The organism is Aliiroseovarius crassostreae (assembly GCF_001307765.1).
Lineage (GTDB): Bacteria > Pseudomonadota > Alphaproteobacteria > Rhodobacterales > Rhodobacteraceae > Aliiroseovarius > Aliiroseovarius crassostreae.
Genome location: NZ_LKBA01000004.1, coordinates 181,812 through 197,624 on the forward strand (window position 1 = coordinate 181,812; position 15,813 = coordinate 197,624).

A 15,813-nucleotide genomic window follows, 5' to 3' on the forward strand; every position below is an offset into this window, starting at 1 on the left:
CTCGTCCGGTTTGGCGGTGGGGGTGCGGGGCCGCCCGCTGTTGCGTCCCCCGCAGTTGCGTCCGTTGTGCCGCAATTCCCCGGTGCAGGAAAGGGGCAACAAAAAAGCCGAGGCGCTGGCCCCGGCTTTTTGTTGAATTCGTATCGGATCAGTCCTCGCCCGGCTCATCACGATCAAATTCGCGTGGGGGGCGGCCGATCACGTCTTTCAGCTCGTCCAGTTCGATGAAATTATCGGTCTGGCGGCGCAGTTCATCGGAAATCATCGGCGGCTGGCTGCGGATGGTCGAAACGACCGAAACGCGCACGCCTTTACGTTGCAGGGCGGCCACGAGCGGTTTGAAATCCCCATCCCCGGAGAACAGAACCGCGTGGTCGATGTGATCCGCCAATTCCAGCGCATCCACAGTCAGCTCAATGTCCATATTGCCTTTGACCTTCCGGCGACCCATCGAGTCCGTGTATTCCTTGGCCGGTTTGGTCACCATGGAGAAGCCGTTGTAATGCAGCCAATCCACCAGCGGCCGGATCGGCGAATACTCGTCATTCTCCAAAAGGGCGGTGTAGTAGAACGCGCGCAGAAGTTTGCCGCGGCGCATGAATTCCTGGCGAAGAAGTTTGTAATCGATGTCAAACCCGAGAGATTTTGCAGCCGCATACAGGTTCGAACCATCGATGAACAGCGCAAGCCGTTCGTCGCGATAAAACATTTAATGTCCTTTCCAATTTTACTTCGCCAACAATTCCGTGAGTGATAATGTGAGTAGCTGTCAACGAAGTATGATGTGCAATCTAAGGTAAGAATCGGACGCTGCAAGGAGCACTTTTGGATAAGTATAGCATAAAACGCCTTGTGGCGCTTGGAAGTAACACCAGTTCCGATCTGGCATTATCTCATGGGTTGGTTCGGGATGCTATTTTGCAACTAGAAGGCGAAGGAATCCGAATCAATGCAATCAGCCGATTCTACCGCACGCCCTGTTTCCCGGCGGGCGCGGGACCGGATTTCGTCAATGCAGCGATCGAGGTGCAAAGCCCGTTGTCAGACCGCGCGTTGCTGGATCTGTTTCACGAGGTGGAGGCCATGTTCGGTCGAACGCGCCCTTCGCGCTGGGCGCCACGCAGCCTGGATATTGATCTGCTGGCCAGCGGAGAGACAGTTGCGCCGAACCCGGAGGTACTGCGTGAATGGATCGAGCTGCCGCTTGAGGTGCAGAAACGTGAGGCGCCTGACCGGTTGATCTTGCCCCATCCGCGGCTGCAGGACCGGGGGTTCGTGCTGATTCCCTTGCTGGATATCGCACCCGACTGGTGCCACCCGTTGCTGGGAAAGACCGTGACGGAGCTTTGTGAGGCGCTGTCGGACGCTGAAAAAGCCGAAATTGTGCCAATTGAACTTGGCTGAGCCCCTGTCACCCCCACTTTCGGCTTGTAAAGCGGCAGGCCACCCCCTAAACAGGCGGTTCACATCCCCTTGCAAGGAATGGAGCTACACATGGCCCGCGTTACGGTCGAAGATTGCGTTGATAAGGTCCCGAACCGGTTTGAACTGGTAATGCTCGCGTCGCATCGCGCCCGCGAGATCTCGGCAGGCGCCGAAATCACGGTGGATCGCGACAACGACAAAAACCCTGTTGTTTCCCTGCGTGAGATTGCAGAAGAGACCCAGACCGCCGACGAACTGCGCGAGCGGATGATCGAAAGCCACCAGACCCAGATCGAAGTGGACGAACCGGAAGAAGACCAGATGGCGCTTCTGATGGGGGCCGAGGCCGCCGACAAGCCGGAAGACGACGATATGTCGGAAGAAAAGCTGCTGCGCGCATTGATGGAAGCGCAAGGCCAGGGCTGATTGCGGTCTTACGGGGTTACGGGGTAGACATCGGTGGCGAGCTGGCAAGAAGAGCTTGAACATCTCGAGATTGATGGCCTGATCGACAGGATCGCCACTTATAATCCGAAATCCAATTCGAAACTGATCCGCGCGGCGTTTGAATTCGGCGCACAGGAACATTACGGCCAGTATCGCCATTCGGGTGATCCCTATTTCACCCATCCGTTCGAAGTGGCGGAAATCCTGGCGGATATGCAGCTGGATGATGCAACCATCATCACAGCCCTCTTGCATGACACGATCGAAGACACCGGCGCGACCTATACTGCGGTGGCCGAAAAGTTTGGCCGCGAGGTGGCCGAACTGGTGGATGGCGTGACCAAGCTCACCAATCTGCAGCTGTCCAGCTCTGAGACCAAACAGGCGGAGAATTTCCGCAAGCTGTTCATGGCAATGTCAAAGGACATGCGGGTCATTCTGGTCAAGCTGGCCGACCGTCTGCACAATATGCGCACGATCCGTGCGATGCGCCCGGACAAACAGGTGCAGAAATCCCGCGAAACCATGGATATCTACGCGCCGCTGGCCGGTCGCATGGGGATGCAATGGATGCGTGAAGAGCTGGAGGATCTGGCGTTTCATGTGCTCAATCCCGAAGGGCGCAGCTCGATCATGCGCCGCTTCCTGCGGCTGCAGAAGGAAAGCGGTGATGTGATCGAGAAGATCACCGGTGACCTGCGCCACGAACTGGCTGTGGCCGGCGTCCAGGCGGAAGCCTTTGGCCGGGCGAAGAAACCCTTTTCGATCTGGCGCAAGATGCAAGAGAAGGATCAGGGGTTTTCGCGCCTTTCTGACATCTACGGCTTTCGCGTGGTCACGCTGGATGAGGCGGATTGCTATCGTGTGCTGGGGGTGGTGCACCAGCGCTGGCGCGCCATTCCGGGCCGGTTCAAGGATTACATCAGCCAACCGAAATCCAACGGCTATCGCTCGATCCACACCACGGTGTCGGGGCGCGATGGCAAACGGGTTGAGGTACAGATCCGCACCCAGCAGATGCACGAAGTTGCCGAAACCGGGGTGGCGGCGCATTGGTCCTACCGGGACGGGCAGCGGGTGGAAAACCCCTTTGCCGTGGACCCGGCAAAATGGATTGCCTCTCTGACCGAACGGTTTGAAACCGCCGATGATCATGATGAGTTCCTCGAGCATGTGAAGCTCGAAATGTATTCGGACCAGGTGTTCTGTTTCACCCCCAAGGGGGAAGTGGTGAAACTGCCGCGCGGTGCGACGCCGCTTGATTTTGCCTATGCCATTCACACCCGGATCGGGGACTGCTGCGTCGGCGCCAAGGTGGATGGCATCCGTGTGCCGCTCTGGAGCCGCCTCAAGAACGGTCAGTCGGTGGTGATCATGACCGCCGAGGGGCAGACACCGCAGGCCACTTGGATCGACATCGTGGTCACCGGGCGCGCCAAGGCCGCCATTCGCAAATCCCTGCGCAGCGAAGACCGCGAGCGGTTTGTCCGTCTGGGTCGTGAGCTGGCCCGTGTTGCCTTTGAAAGTGCCGGACGCAAAGTGACCGATCGCGCCCTGATGACGGCTGCCAAGCAGCTGCGGCTCGACAGTGAGGTCGAGCTTCTGGCGCGGCTTGGATCGGCTGAGCTGCAAGCCCGGGACGTGCTGCATATCCTGTATCCGGAAGCCAGCGAATCCGAAGACATGATCGATGGTGACGCGGTTGTCGTGGGGCTGGAAACCGGGCAGGCCTTCAAGCGCGCGCAATGCTGTCAGGCGGTGCCGGGGGAACGGATCGTCGGCATCACCTATCGGGGCAAAGGGGTGCTGGTGCATGCCATTGACTGTGACGCATTGGGTGAGCTGGAGGATGAGAGCTCGCGCTGGGTTGACCTGCAATGGGCACCGGGAAACCACCCGCCGATCCACACTGTCAGCCTGAAAATGACCATTTCCAATGATGCAGGGGTGCTTGGGCGCATTTGCACGTTGATCGGTGAGCAGAAGGCCAATATCTCGGACCTGAAGTTCCTTGATCGCAAACCGGATTTCTACCGCCTGCTTGTGGATGTGGATTTACGGGATATTGAACATTTGCATGCCGTTATGCTGGTGCTCGAAGCGGACAGCGATGTGGCCTCTATCAAACGTTACAGGGATCTTGATCGCAAGCCCTGATGCGGCCGCCGCCATCTTAAACCGCCAGCCTGAAAGGGGCCCGCCTTGTTCAAAAGAAACCCACGCTCCTACCTGCGGATTGTGGCAGAGTTCTTTTACCCGCGCGGGGGGTGGTATCGGGCGGCACGTTATGTGATCCACCGCGTGCGTCGCCTGCCGGATCCGGCACATCGGATATCCCGTGGGATTGCGGCGGGGGTGTTCACCTGCTTTACGCCGCTGTTCGGGTTGCATTTTGTCATCGCGGCCACGCTTGCCTGGATCATGCGCGGCAATATTCTGGCAGCGCTTCTGGCAACCTTTGTGGGCAACCCTCTGACCTTCCCGCTGATCGCAGAGCTGTCCCTCAGCCTGGGCAACACCATGCTGGGATCACCGCAAAGCATTCACCTGCCCGCAGTCATGTCCGCTTTCGGCGGGGCCACCAGTGATATCGGATCAAATTTCTTTGCCATCTTCACCGGGGCCGATTGGGACTGGTCGCAGTTCAACTATTTCTATCACCGGGTGTTTCTGCCCTATTTGGTGGGGGGGATTGCGCCGGGTGTTCTGGCCGGGCTGGTGGGCTACTTCCTGTCGAACCCGCTGATCCACGCCTATCAGCGCCGCCGGATCAAGAAGCTCAGGGCAAGATATGAAAAACGGCTGGCCGAACGGATTTCCCGGGCTGGCGATAAGGGCGAAATCAGGTAACACTTGGCGCGAATCCAGATTGAGGAGCGCGACATGTCCGACGCAAGCAGCAAACTACGCCTTGGCGTGAATATCGACCACGTAGCCACCCTGCGCAATGCGCGTGGCGGGACCTATCCCGACCCGGTGCGCGCCGCCCTTCTGGCGCAGGAGGCCGGGGCCGATGGAATCACCGCCCATCTGCGAGAAGACCGTCGCCATATTCTGGACGATGATATTGGCGCTTTGATGGATGTGCTGTCGATCCCGCTGAATTTCGAAATGGCCGCGACCGATGAAATGCAGGCAATTGCGCTGAAACACCAGCCGCACGCAGTCTGCATCGTGCCGGAAAAACGTGAAGAGCTGACCACCGAAGGCGGGCTTGAGGTTGCGGCGCAGGACAACCGCCTGGCGGAATATATCGCGCCGCTGCGCGATGCGGGGTCGCGGATCTCGCTGTTTATCGGTGCCGAAGAGGCGCAGATCCGCGCCGCTGCCCGGATCGGGGCGCCGGTGGTCGAGCTGCATACCGGCGCCTATTGCGATTTCCACAATGAAGGCCGGTTTGAAGAACGCGACGCCGAGCTTGCCCGCCTGCGCGAGGGCGCGCAGCTTGCCCATTCCCTTGGGCTTGAGGTGCATATGGGCCATGGTCTGACCTATGAAACGGTGATGCCGATAGCCGAAATGCCCGAGGTGATGGAGCTCAATATCGGTCATTTTCTGATCGGTGAAGCGATTTTCCGCGGCCTGTCCGAGGCGATGGCCGAGATGCGCAAACTGATGGATCGGGCGCGCGCGTGACCGGGTTTGAACTGCTCCTGATCTGGTTCGGCTGGGTCTTGGCCGGGGCGTCCCCGGGTCCAGCAACCCTTGGCATTGCGGCCACCGCTATGAACCAGGGGCGCACAAAGGCGCTTGCCTTTGCGGCCGGTATCCTGACGGGGGGCGCCTTCTGGGGGCTCGCCGCTGCCTTTGGCATGGGGGCCCTGATGCTGGCCCATGTCTGGCTTTTCTCCGTGATCAAATACGCAGGCGCAGCCTATCTGCTTTACCTTGCGCTGAAATCGCTCAGATCGGCGTTTTCGCACAAAGAGCTGATCGACGGAGCAATTGCTGGCGGGTCACATTTCTCAGCGTTCAGAAAAGGGGCGTTGGTCCATCTGACCAATCCCAAGGCGATCCTGTCCTGGGGGGCGGTGTTTTCCATCATCCTGCCGCCCTCCGCATCCTTGTCCCAGATCATCGGCATGTTCGGTTTTCTCTATAGCGGTGGCATTCTGGTCTTTATCGGCTATGCCTTGCTGTTTTCGACCCCTGCCGCCGTGCGGGTCTATCGGTCCGCTCGCCGCGGGTTTGAGCTGGCGTTTGCCGGGCTGTTTGGTGCGGCAGGGCTGAAAATCCTGACGGTGCGGCCAGAATGATTTTGGGAATTGGAACAGACCTTGCGAATATTGATCGCATTCAGGCCACGCTGGAGCGGTTCGGGGATCGCTTCCGCAACCGCGTCTTTACTGAACGAGAGCTGGCCAAGGCTGCAAGGCGCCGCGATGAGGCGGGCACGCTGGCCAAGCGCTGGGCCGCGAAAGAAGCGTGTTCCAAGGCGCTGGGCACCGGGCTTTCCATGGGGATCTCATGGCGCGACATGGCGGTGTCGAACCTTGGCACCGGGCAACCGGTGATGGAGGTCACGGGCTGGGCCAGGGAACGTCTGGATGAGATGACGCCTGAGGGGCATGAGGCCATCCTGCACCTCACCCTTACCGATGATCATCCCTGGGCGCAGGCCTTTGTTGTGATCGAAGCGCGGCCGACAGCTGGTGTGCCCTCCGGCGAAACTTGACTCTTTTCCCCTTAGCGACCACAACGCCCCCAACCAATTTACAGGCAGGACCACATGGCCGAGAAAAAACCCGATGGCATCTTTGAGACCATCAAGACCATCTTTTGGGCGCTGATCATCGCGGGTGTCTTCCGCACCCTGTTCTTTCAGCCATTCTGGATCCCGACCGGGTCGATGAAAGACACCCTGCTGATCGGCGATTTCCTCTTTGTGAACAAGATGGCTTATGGCTATTCCAAATACTCCTGCCCGTTTGGCATCTGCCCGATTTCCGGTCGGATCCTGGGGTCAGAGCCGGAGCGCGGGGATGTGGTGGTGTTTCGCCATCCGACCCTTGGCACCGACTATGTAAAACGCCTGATTGGCCTGCCGGGGGACAAGATCCAGATCAAGAACGGGATTGTCTTCATCAACGGGGTCGCAGCACCGCAGGAACCCGATGGGATCTTTACCGAAATCAAGGCCTCCCAGGGCCGGTTTGCAACCGTGCCGCGCTGTTCAAATGCGCCGGTTGGTCTGGGCGGTGTCTGCGAGAAACAGCGCAGCATCGAAACCCTTCCCAATGGCGTGAAACACAGCGTACTGAACGTGGGGACGGGTCGTCTGGACAACACCAATGTGTTCACCGTGCCGGATGGAAATTTCTTCTTCATGGGGGACAACCGCGACAACTCGACCGACAGCCGTGTCAGCCAGAATGCTGGCGGAGTGGGCATGGTGCCGTTTGAGTATCTTTTGGGACGGGCGGATCGCATCATGTTCTCGGCGGCGGGCAAACGGCTGGTTTATTTCTGGACCTGGCGGTCTGATCGTTTCTTCAAGGCAATCGAGTGAAACTGGCGGCGGATCTCCGGGCCTTCGAAGGTCGCATCGGGCATGAGTTCAAAGACCCCGAGCTGCTGATCCGTGCGCTTACGCATGGGTCGATCTCGTCGCGCACCCGGCCGGACAACCAGCGGCTGGAGTTTCTGGGGGACCGGGTGCTGGGCCTTGTGCTGGCCGAGCGCCTGCTGAAAGATGACCCCGAGGCTGCGGAAGGTGTGCTGGCGCCGCGCTACAACGCCTTGGTGCGCAAGGAATGCTGCGCGGATGTGGCCCGCGAAGTGGGCCTTGGTGATGTGCTGAAACTTGGCCGGTCCGAGCAGAAGACCGGCGGGCGGCGCAAGCAGGCGCTTTTGGGCGACGCGATGGAAGCCGTGATCGCCGCGGTCTATCGTGACGCCGGGTTCGAGGTTGCCCGCGATATGGTGCTGCGCCTCTGGGGGGAGCGTATCGGCAAGGTCGAGGCGGATGCACGCGATGCCAAGACCTCGTTGCAGGAATGGGCACAGGCCAGAAAACTGGCCCCGCCAAAATATGTCGAGATTGCACGCGAAGGGCCGGATCACGCACCGGAATTCACCATCGAAGCGCAGCTTGAGAACGGCAAGACGGCGCAGGCCCGCGCCAATTCGAAACGCATGGCCGAACAGGCCGCTGCCAAAGCGCTTTTGACGGCGCTGGAAAGTTCAAAATGACCAAAGCTGGATTTGTCGCCCTGATCGGCGAGCCGAATGCCGGGAAATCGACGCTGACCAACCGGATGGTGGGGGCAAAAGTGTCGATTGTGACCCATAAGGTGCAGACCACCCGCGCGCGTATTCGCGGGGTTGCGATCGAGGGCGGTACGCAGATCGTCTTTGTGGATACGCCGGGCCTCTTTCGTCCGCGCAGACGTCTGGACCGCGCCATGGTTGCCGCGGCCTGGGGTGGCGCGGCGGATGCGGATATCGTTGTGCTTCTGGTCGAGGCGCATCGTGGCGTGACCGAAGGGGTGGAAAAGATCCTTGAAGGTCTGGAAGAGATTGCGCAAGGCCGCACCGTGGCGCTGGCGATCAACAAGATCGACAAGGTAAAATCCGAAGTGCTTCTGGCGCTGACCCAAGACCTCAATGAACGGTATGATTTCGCGGAAACCTTCATGATTTCGGCCGAGAAAGGCCACGGGGTTGTTGCGCTGCGCGAATGGTTGGCGGGCGCGCTGCCGGACGGGCCGTGGCTCTACCCCGAAGATCAGATTGCCGATCTGCCGATGCGGATGATCGCGGCTGAGATGACCCGTGAAAAACTGACCCTGCGCCTGCATCAGGAATTGCCCTATCAGATGACGGTGGAGACCGAGAACTGGGAAGAGCGCAAGGACGGATCGGCCCGTGTGGATCAGGTGATTTACGTGATGCGGGACGGGCACAAGGGGATTGTGCTGGGCAAGCGCGGTGAGACCATCAAAGCGGTGAGCCAGGCGGCGCGTGCGGAGCTGGAAGAGTTCATGGGACGCAAGGTGCATCTGTTTTTGCAGGTGAAGGTGCGTCCGAACTGGCTTGAGGAAAAAGAGCGCTACTCTGAGATGGGGCTTGATTTCAAGGACGGCAACGCGTGACGCGGCTGACCGCGGATGTCTGGGTCTCGGCTTATCTGACCCGCCTCCGCCTTGCGGGCATACCTGCGTTTGTAACCCGGAAAGGGGACGTGACCGCGGGGGCCGTTCTGGTCAAACTGAACACGCTGGACGGCCGGGCCGTCGCGTATCAGCGCAGTTTTGATCTGATGACCGGTGAACGTGCCTGGGTGGTGCTGTCGGAAGGAGAGGAGCGGGATGTGGACGCCGCTCTTGCCCGTCAGAAGAGTTTTGATCCTGACCTTTGGGTAATTGAAGTGGAAGATAAATCCGGGCGGCATCTGTTGGATGAGCCGGGATTGATCGACTGAGGGATCGCCCCAACGGAGTTTGCGCCCGACCTGCCCAGCCCTGCGGGCTGGGCTGTCCGGTCACGGGGGGCCTCGCTCCGCTCGGCCATGCCTCCGGCGGGGATATTTCTGACCAGAAAATAAGGTAGTCGTGAAGAAAGAGGGATTGCCTTTGCGGTCAGTCGATCTCATCTTCCCAACAGGAGGATACGTGATGGACTGGCGGGATGAAGGGGCGCTTCTATCTGTGCGCAAGCATGGTGAAACCTCTGCCATCATTGATGTATTCACCGAAGGTCACGGCCGTCATGCGGGTGTGGTGCGAGGGGGGGTAAGTCGCAAGATGACTCCGATCCTGCAACCCGGTGCGCAGCTTGATGTCACCTGGCGGGCGCGACTGGAAGAGCATATCGGCAGTTTCACCGTGGAGCCGGTCCGGGCGCGTGCGCAGATCTGGTCTGACCGGGCGGCCTTGGCGGGTCTGAATGCCATCACCTCCCTGTTGTCCTACGCCCTGCCCGAGCGCGAACCCCATCCGGTTCTTTATGACCGGACGCAATCCATGTTGAACCTGCTGGGCACCAATCCGGCCTGGCCGGTGGCCTATCTCAAGTGGGAGTTGGCGCTTTTGGAAGAATTGGGGTTCGGGCTTGATCTGAGCAGCTGTGCCGTGACCGGGACGCGTGATGATCTGTGTTTCGTATCCCCCAGAACCGGACGCGCCGTGTCATTGGCCGGGGCAGGGGAATGGGCGGATCGTCTGTTGCCACTTCCAGCGGACATGCTGGGGCGGGGACAGGGGCGTCTTGCGGATGTTCTTGAAGGGTTGAGCACAACCGGATATTTCCTTGTGCACCGTCTGGCCGCTTCGCTTGGAGATCGCCCACTGCCCGATGCGCGGGCGCGACTGGTGGACCGGCTGCAGAGGGATCTGCGGGATCTGGGGCGGAATGCTGACGTTTGAGCGTCTGCGCTTGATCAGGGGCTTGCCACAAACAGCATGTCACGCCCGGCATCATTGTTCAGCAGCAAAGTGTCGCCTGACACTTCAGCCAGGCTCATGGCTTTGAGCGCGCTGAAATAGGCGGTTTCAGCTGCAAGCTCGGGGCAGGCTCTCCGGGATGCAATGATGTTTCCGAGCTCAAACCACGGATATGGAACCGTCACCTTGGCGGAATAGCTGTTACAGGGCGCCTGGCCGGAAACCTGCCCGCGGGGGTCGAGCTTTAAGCTGGCGCGGGCTGGGGCGGGCCCCCCGTCAAGTTCTTGCCAGACCCAGGTGGTTTTTTCCGGGGCATAGCCGGACAGGGTTTCGTCATTGCAGGCGGCCAGGATCAGAAGCGACATGGCCAGGACGTTCATTGGTCTCATTCTTCGGTTCCAATACGTATCAGGTCACCTAAGCGTCCCGCAGGGCCAGAAGAGCGGCGAGCAGCGTGCTTATCGCGTTGCGATTGTCGATCTTATCCGTGGCGGAAAGGGTGCCCAGGCCGATATAGGCACCATAGATGATCCGGGCGAAATCGGGGTTGGTCAGGTCCAGCTCAACCAGGATCTCATTAAGGTAGTCGAGGCGCTTTTGATCCACGCGAGCAACGGCCCGGGCCACGTCGGGATGGCCCAGTGCCCAGGCCCGGATGGCAGGCTCGGTGACGTCTCCGCCATGGGTGGCATCATTTGCGGTGGCAATCTCTCCCAACAGGTAGAGGCGTCGCACCGGGTCGGGTTCAGTGGCCAGCCCATCCGTGATGGCGTCCACGGCGCGATGTTCCCATAGCTGGATCATCTGAGTGTGAAAATCCGACAGGTCTTTGAAATGCCAGTAGAAAGACCCTTTGGTCGTGCCTAGCTCACGCGCCAGTGGTTCTGCTTTCAGGGCCTTGACCCCTTGACGTGCCAGGGCACGAAAGCCTGCCATTATCCAGTCTTCACTGCTCAGCCGGTTTCGTTTTTCCGTCATTGCCTCACCATACGATAGCGTACTGAAGAGTATTGGCAGTGATTAGCATACGCAAGCGTATGGAGTGAGAAAATGTGAGGAACCGATGAAAAGGTCTATGATTTTGGCGGCCGTCCTGATGGGGCTGACCACCGGAGTGCATGTTCTGGCTGGAGGGCCGGACATTCACCTGCCGATACAGTCCAGCAACCTGCCCGCGGATTTGCGGGCGATATCGGCCGTTCTCTGGCACGCCGTGACCGTCAACCTTACTCTGTTCACCTTGTCACTGGCCTGGATGGTGCGTCATGAAAACAGGGGGCTTGGCGTGCTGCTGGTTGGGGTGCTGCTCGGGTATGCGGGGCTATTCCTGTATTACGGAGCGACGATCCTCGGAACGCTTTGGGTGATGCCTCAATGGGTGATTTTTCTGCTGATCCCGGCAGTGATGCTGTTTGGAATGAGGGGACGCGCATGACTGGCTTGCTGATTGCGCTCCTGTCTGCCATCGCGGTGTTGCATCTGATCTGGGCCCTGGGCTTCAACTGGCCGATCCGGGACGAGATCGCGTTGGCAAAGGCGGTGGTGGGCGCAAAGGGAATTACCCGGATGCCCCCGAGATGGGCAAGTGCGCTGGTGGCCTGTGCCCTTTTTGGGGCCACCCTGTTGGTGGCCATGCTGGCAAATCTCATGCCCGTCTCGCTTCCCTCCGGGCTGACGACGGTCGCGGGTTGGGGCATGGTGGGTGTCTTTGCGCTGCGAGGAGGGGTCAGTTATCTGCCTGTCTGGCGCAGGCATCAAGAAGCCCGCTTTGACCGGTTGAACAGGATTCTCTACGGCCCGCTTTGCCTGCTGATCGCGGTGCTGACAGCGGCGCATATATGAAAGGGCCACCTTGTGGGCGGCCCTTGTGCTTAAGGTCATAAGATTCTGAGATTGCGCTCGGGCAGCTTTATCCCAGCAGGCGGCGGGCAATCACCTGCGCCTGAATTTCGGCAGCGCCTTCGAAAATGTTCAGGATGCGCGCGTCACACAGGACCCGGCTGATCTGATATTCCAAGGCAAACCCGTTGCCGCCGTGGATCTGCAGCGCGTTGTCGGCACAGGCCCAGGCGATGCGTGCGCCCAAGAGCTTGGCCATGCCCGCTTCGAGGTCGCAACGCTGGTCGTGGTCCTTTTCCCAGGCCGAGAAATAGGTCAGCTGACGCGCCACCATGATCTCAACCGCCATCATGGCAAGCTTGTTGGCCACACGTGGGAAATTGATCAGGGATTTGCCGAACTGCTTGCGGTCTTCGGCGTATTGCATGCCGATTTCCAGCGCGTTCTGAGCGACACCAATGGCGCGCGCGGCGGTCTGGATCCGGGCCGCTTCGAAGGTCTTCATCAGCTGTTTGAAGCCCTGACCCTCAACCCCGCCGAGCAGATTTTCACCCTTCACCTTGAACCCGTCAAAGCCCAGTTCAAATTCCTTCATGCCGCGATAGCCCAGCACCTCGATCTCACCGCCGGTCATACCTTCGGTCGGGAACGGGTTCGCGTCGTCACCGGGGGTCTTTTCCGCCAGGAACATCGACAATCCGCGGTGATCGGTGCTGTTGGGATCGGTGCGTGCCAAGAGCGTCATCACATGGGTGCGGGCCGCGTGGGTGATCCAGGTCTTGTTGCCGGTCACCTCGTAATCGCCCTCGGCGTTCTTCACCGCACGGGTGCGCAGGCTGCCAAGGTCGGATCCGGTGTTGGGTTCGGTGAAGACGGCTGTGGGCAGGATCTCGGCTGATGAGATCTTGGGCAACCACTGTTCCTTCTGTTCATCCGTGCCACCTGCAAGGATCAGCTCAGCGGCAATCTCGGAGCGGGTGCCCAGCGAGCCGACGCCAATATACCCGCGTGACAGCTCTTCCGAGACCACCACCATCGAGGCTTTCGACAGGCCAAGCCCACCATATTCTTCGGGGATGGTCAGGCCGAATACACCCATCTCCGCCAGCTCTTCGAGGATCTCCAGCGGGATGTAATCGTCTTTCAGGTGCCAGTCATGGGCATTGGGGGCGACGCGTTCGTCGGCATAGCGCCGGAACTGCTCGCGGATCATCTCCAGCTCTTCATCCAGACCGGTGGCGCCGAATGTTGCGTGACCCGCATTGTCCCGCATCAATTCAACCAAGCGGGTGCGGGCGGTCTGAGAGTTGCCACCGGCCACCAGCGTGTTGATTGCGTCGGTGTTCAGAGCAGCACCGTCCACCCCCATATCGGCCAGACGGGCCATTTCGTTCTGGCTCATCATCATGCCGCCCTTGATCTGGGCAAGATATTCGCCAAAGGCAATTTGCAGGATCAGGGTTTCCATCTCGCCAAGCTGACCAGCCTCGTTCAGGCGGGTGGCCCAGGCGTTCATTTGGCGCAGGCTTTCCGTATAGGTGGCGAGCCAGGACAGGGCGTGGGCTGCGGCCTGATGCTCTTCCAGCTTGGCACCAGAGATGCGGTCGCCCTCGCTCACCATCTCACGAACCGATGTCCTGGCGGTCTCGAACACGGTTTCCACCGGGGCAATGGCCGCGCCGGTGAGGGTCAGAATATTGTCGATCAGGGCGCTCATCTTACTGTCTCCTGTCAAAGGGGCCCGGATTCGGACCCGCAAAAAAGCTCTCGCCCCCCGGATAGCCATTTTGCAGTTGCAGCGCAATAAAAATGCGCACACATCACCGTATTCGAACAATTATAACGCGGCGATAGGGCGCATGACGCCCCCTTCCTGTTCCTGTAAGACGGGAGGCAAAGATTTTCTGGAGTTCAAGATGGGTATTTTGGCAGAGCTGTCCCCCTGGGTCCTGTCCCTGGCAGTTTTCGTGACACTGGCGGCGGGGTTTGTGAAAGGTGCGGTCGGGTTCGCCATGCCGCTGATCATGATCTCGGGGCTGGCCACGGTGCTGCCGGCGGAAACCGCGCTGGCGGCGCTGATCCTGCCCACGGTGCTGACCAATGTGCAGCAAAGCCTACGTCAGGGGCCTGCCGCAGCCTGGGGCACGATCGGCAAGTTCAAGATCTTCCTGATCGCCTTTCTTGTCCTGATCGCCTTTTCCGCCCAATTGGTGCGGGTGCTGCCGCAAAACTGGCTGTTCATTGCAATTGGCGGGCCGATTGTCCTGTTTTGCCTGATGCAATTGCGGGGCTGGTCCCCCAACCTGAAGGCGGAAAACAGGCTGCGGGATGAAGGGATTGTCGGCGCGATAGCCGGGTTTATCGGCGGGTTGTCCGGGGTGTGGGGGCCGCCCACCGTGGCGTATCTGACCGCCATTCACACCCCCAAGGCCGAGCAGATGCGTGTGCAGGGGGTGATCTACGGGGTTGGCGCTCTGGCCCTTCTGGTGGCACATCTGAAATCAGGTGTGTTCAGTCTTCACACGGCTCCCCTTTCTGCCCTGATGCTGGTCCCGGCAGGGATTGGCATGGTGATTGGCGGGCGTTTTCACGATGCGATGCCGCAAAAGACCTTCAAGCGGGTGACATTGGTGATTCTCACCGTGGCGGGGGTGAACCTGATCCGTAAGGGGCTGATGGGCTGACGCTTAGGTGTCGCCAAGGATCGCGGGCCACATTGCTGCATTGCGGCGGGCAAATATCGCCGTATGTCCCACCTGTTTCAGGCCGAAATCTGCGGGCCCGAGCACAACATGTTCATGGGAGCAGGACGGATATCTCTGCGCCAGTTGGGCCACCACATGCGGCGGAACCGCGCCATCATCGCTGAGCGCCACCGTGCGCAGCGGGCAATTTGGACCTGTGGTCGGAATGGGGCCAAGCTCTGCCACGTCGAAACCGGGGGTGGTGCACCAGCGTTTCCATTGGCGAAAGACCGGGCCGGGAATGTCGCTGCCCAGGCCGGAAACCCGTCCGGGAAGGTATCCCCACATGGCCAGGGCCAGCGGCCCGACACCATACCAAAGGGCCCTCACCAGGGCCTGATACGGCCAGGGGTGATCGCGGGTGTGCACAGGTCCGGAACAGACCGCAATGATCCGGGAAATCTCGTCCGACCGGCTTTGGCGCGCGCTCATCAGGCCGCCAAGGGAATGTCCGATCACCCAGATCGGAGCGCCATGCGCCCGCGCCGACAGCCAGTCGCGGGCGGCTTGTTGATCCTCGATGCCCCAGTCCTGCATGGTTGCGGTGACGCGATGGATCGGCGTGCGCGCCGAGGCCCCAAAGCCGCGATAATCATATGTCAGACAACTTACCTGCTGCTCCTGTGCCAGCCAGTTGGCGAAATGCCGGTAGAAGGGATGCGGCACGCCGGTTGCCCCGTGCAGCACCGCCACGGCGTGGGGGCGGGACGCTTCGTGCCATGTGCCCTGCAACGCTGGTGAGCCGGGGATCAGGACGGGCTGGCTGGTGTCGGTGAGATCGCGCATGGGGACAGATCAGCGCAGGTTCTGCGGTTTGGTAAAGTCTGACCGCGCGTCAGGTCAGGCAACGTCAAGGCGTTTCGGGATAAACTTGAAACGCATTAACCAGCGGTGCGGGCTGTAGGGAAGGGATCGCGAAACGAAAACCGCCCCACGTTGCACGGGGAACGCGGGGCGGTGATTTTCAAATGATC

General features: G+C 60.1%; 20 protein-coding genes. 15 read left to right on the top strand and 5 right to left on the bottom strand.

The features are described from left to right. Nucleotides 1-148: 148 nt before the first annotated feature. Entirely contained in the window at nucleotides 149-709 is a 561-nt protein-coding gene (locus AKJ29_RS02935; protein ID WP_055187786.1) for a LabA-like NYN domain-containing protein, read from the bottom strand. Between the two features lie 116 nt (nucleotides 710-825). Here AKJ29_RS02935 and folK point away from each other — a divergent pair, with 116 nt between their 5' ends. The 12 genes from folK to recO all read left to right on the top strand — a co-directional run bounded on the left by folK (nucleotide 826) and on the right by recO (nucleotide 10,238). Continuing rightward, nucleotides 826-1,404, top strand: a complete 579-nt coding sequence (gene folK / locus AKJ29_RS02940) for a 2-amino-4-hydroxy-6-hydroxymethyldihydropteridine diphosphokinase (protein WP_055187789.1) — start codon at nucleotides 826-828, stop codon at nucleotides 1,402-1,404. 90 nt (nucleotides 1,405-1,494) lie between these two features. Beyond that, entirely contained in the window at nucleotides 1,495-1,851 is a 357-nt protein-coding gene (rpoZ, locus tag AKJ29_RS02945) for a DNA-directed RNA polymerase subunit omega (RefSeq protein WP_055187790.1), read from the top strand. Between the two features lie 69 nt (nucleotides 1,852-1,920). Next, nucleotides 1,921-4,029, top strand: a complete 2,109-nt coding sequence (locus AKJ29_RS02950; protein ID WP_055188955.1) for a RelA/SpoT family protein — start codon at nucleotides 1,921-1,923, stop codon at nucleotides 4,027-4,029. 45 nt (nucleotides 4,030-4,074) lie between these two features. After that, nucleotides 4,075-4,722 carry a DUF2062 domain-containing protein gene (locus AKJ29_RS02955; RefSeq protein WP_055187793.1) on the top strand — a complete coding sequence of 216 codons (648 nt, stop codon included), beginning with the start codon at nucleotides 4,075-4,077 and terminating at the stop codon, nucleotides 4,720-4,722. Between the two features lie 33 nt (nucleotides 4,723-4,755). After that, a complete protein-coding gene (locus AKJ29_RS02960; RefSeq protein WP_055188958.1) occupies nucleotides 4,756-5,508 on the top strand; it encodes a pyridoxine 5'-phosphate synthase in 753 nt (250 codons plus the stop codon). Beyond that, entirely contained in the window at nucleotides 5,505-6,128 is a 624-nt protein-coding gene (locus AKJ29_RS02965; protein ID WP_055187795.1) for a LysE family translocator, read from the top strand. The genes AKJ29_RS02960 and AKJ29_RS02965 overlap by 4 nt, the downstream gene beginning before the upstream one ends. Then, complete coding sequence (acpS, locus tag AKJ29_RS02970; protein ID WP_055187797.1) at nucleotides 6,125-6,547, top strand: holo-ACP synthase; 423 nt, start codon at nucleotides 6,125-6,127, stop codon at nucleotides 6,545-6,547. Before AKJ29_RS02965 ends, acpS begins: the two co-directional genes overlap by 4 nt. 54 nt (nucleotides 6,548-6,601) lie before the next feature. Further along, nucleotides 6,602-7,381 carry a signal peptidase I gene (gene lepB / locus AKJ29_RS02975; RefSeq protein ID WP_055187798.1) on the top strand — a complete coding sequence of 260 codons (780 nt, stop codon included), beginning with the start codon at nucleotides 6,602-6,604 and terminating at the stop codon, nucleotides 7,379-7,381. Further along, nucleotides 7,378-8,064, top strand: coding sequence for a ribonuclease III (gene rnc, locus AKJ29_RS02980; RefSeq protein ID WP_055187800.1), 687 nt, complete (start codon nucleotides 7,378-7,380; stop codon nucleotides 8,062-8,064). The genes lepB and rnc overlap by 4 nt, the downstream gene beginning before the upstream one ends. Continuing rightward, on the top strand, nucleotides 8,061-8,966 hold the full coding sequence (gene era, locus AKJ29_RS02985; RefSeq protein ID WP_055187801.1) for a GTPase Era: 906 nt from the start codon (nucleotides 8,061-8,063) through the stop codon (nucleotides 8,964-8,966). The genes rnc and era overlap by 4 nt, the downstream gene beginning before the upstream one ends. Next, complete coding sequence (locus AKJ29_RS02990) at nucleotides 8,963-9,295, top strand: DUF1491 family protein (RefSeq protein ID WP_055187803.1); 333 nt, start codon at nucleotides 8,963-8,965, stop codon at nucleotides 9,293-9,295. The genes era and AKJ29_RS02990 overlap by 4 nt, the downstream gene beginning before the upstream one ends. 193 nt (nucleotides 9,296-9,488) lie before the next feature. After that, nucleotides 9,489-10,238, top strand: coding sequence for a DNA repair protein RecO (gene recO, locus AKJ29_RS02995; RefSeq protein ID WP_055187805.1), 750 nt, complete (start codon nucleotides 9,489-9,491; stop codon nucleotides 10,236-10,238). 14 nt (nucleotides 10,239-10,252) lie between these two features. Here recO and AKJ29_RS03000 read toward each other — a convergent pair whose 3' ends face one another. Both AKJ29_RS03000 and AKJ29_RS03005 read right to left on the bottom strand, forming a co-directional pair. Beyond that, nucleotides 10,253-10,645 (bottom strand): META domain-containing protein, encoded by a 393-nt coding sequence (locus AKJ29_RS03000; protein WP_074963638.1) that lies wholly within the window; start codon nucleotides 10,643-10,645, stop codon nucleotides 10,253-10,255. 28 nt (nucleotides 10,646-10,673) lie between these two features. Beyond that, nucleotides 10,674-11,234: a TetR/AcrR family transcriptional regulator gene (locus AKJ29_RS03005; RefSeq protein WP_074963639.1), complete on the bottom strand. Its 561-nt coding sequence runs from the start codon at nucleotides 11,232-11,234 to the stop codon at nucleotides 10,674-10,676. Between the two features lie 97 nt (nucleotides 11,235-11,331). Between AKJ29_RS03005 and AKJ29_RS03010 the strand changes: the two genes are divergently transcribed. Both AKJ29_RS03010 and AKJ29_RS03015 read left to right on the top strand, forming a co-directional pair. Beyond that, nucleotides 11,332-11,691, top strand: coding sequence for a hypothetical protein (locus AKJ29_RS03010; RefSeq protein ID WP_055187810.1), 360 nt, complete (start codon nucleotides 11,332-11,334; stop codon nucleotides 11,689-11,691). Beyond that, nucleotides 11,688-12,098, top strand: a complete 411-nt coding sequence (locus AKJ29_RS03015) for a DUF3995 domain-containing protein (RefSeq protein WP_055187812.1) — start codon at nucleotides 11,688-11,690, stop codon at nucleotides 12,096-12,098. The genes AKJ29_RS03010 and AKJ29_RS03015 overlap by 4 nt, the downstream gene beginning before the upstream one ends. A 67-nt stretch (nucleotides 12,099-12,165) precedes the next feature. Here AKJ29_RS03015 and AKJ29_RS03020 read toward each other — a convergent pair whose 3' ends face one another. Further along, nucleotides 12,166-13,812, bottom strand: coding sequence for an acyl-CoA dehydrogenase family protein (locus AKJ29_RS03020; protein ID WP_055187814.1), 1,647 nt, complete (start codon nucleotides 13,810-13,812; stop codon nucleotides 12,166-12,168). A gap of 199 nt (nucleotides 13,813-14,011) precedes the next feature. Between AKJ29_RS03020 and AKJ29_RS03025 the strand changes: the two genes are divergently transcribed. Further along, nucleotides 14,012-14,779: a sulfite exporter TauE/SafE family protein gene (locus AKJ29_RS03025; protein ID WP_055187816.1), complete on the top strand. Its 768-nt coding sequence runs from the start codon at nucleotides 14,012-14,014 to the stop codon at nucleotides 14,777-14,779. A gap of 3 nt (nucleotides 14,780-14,782) precedes the next feature. On the opposite strand, the gene AKJ29_RS03030 is transcribed toward AKJ29_RS03025, so the two are convergent. After that, nucleotides 14,783-15,625 carry an alpha/beta hydrolase family protein gene (locus AKJ29_RS03030; protein ID WP_055187817.1) on the bottom strand — a complete coding sequence of 281 codons (843 nt, stop codon included), beginning with the start codon at nucleotides 15,623-15,625 and terminating at the stop codon, nucleotides 14,783-14,785. Between the last annotated feature and the right edge of the window lie 188 nt (nucleotides 15,626-15,813).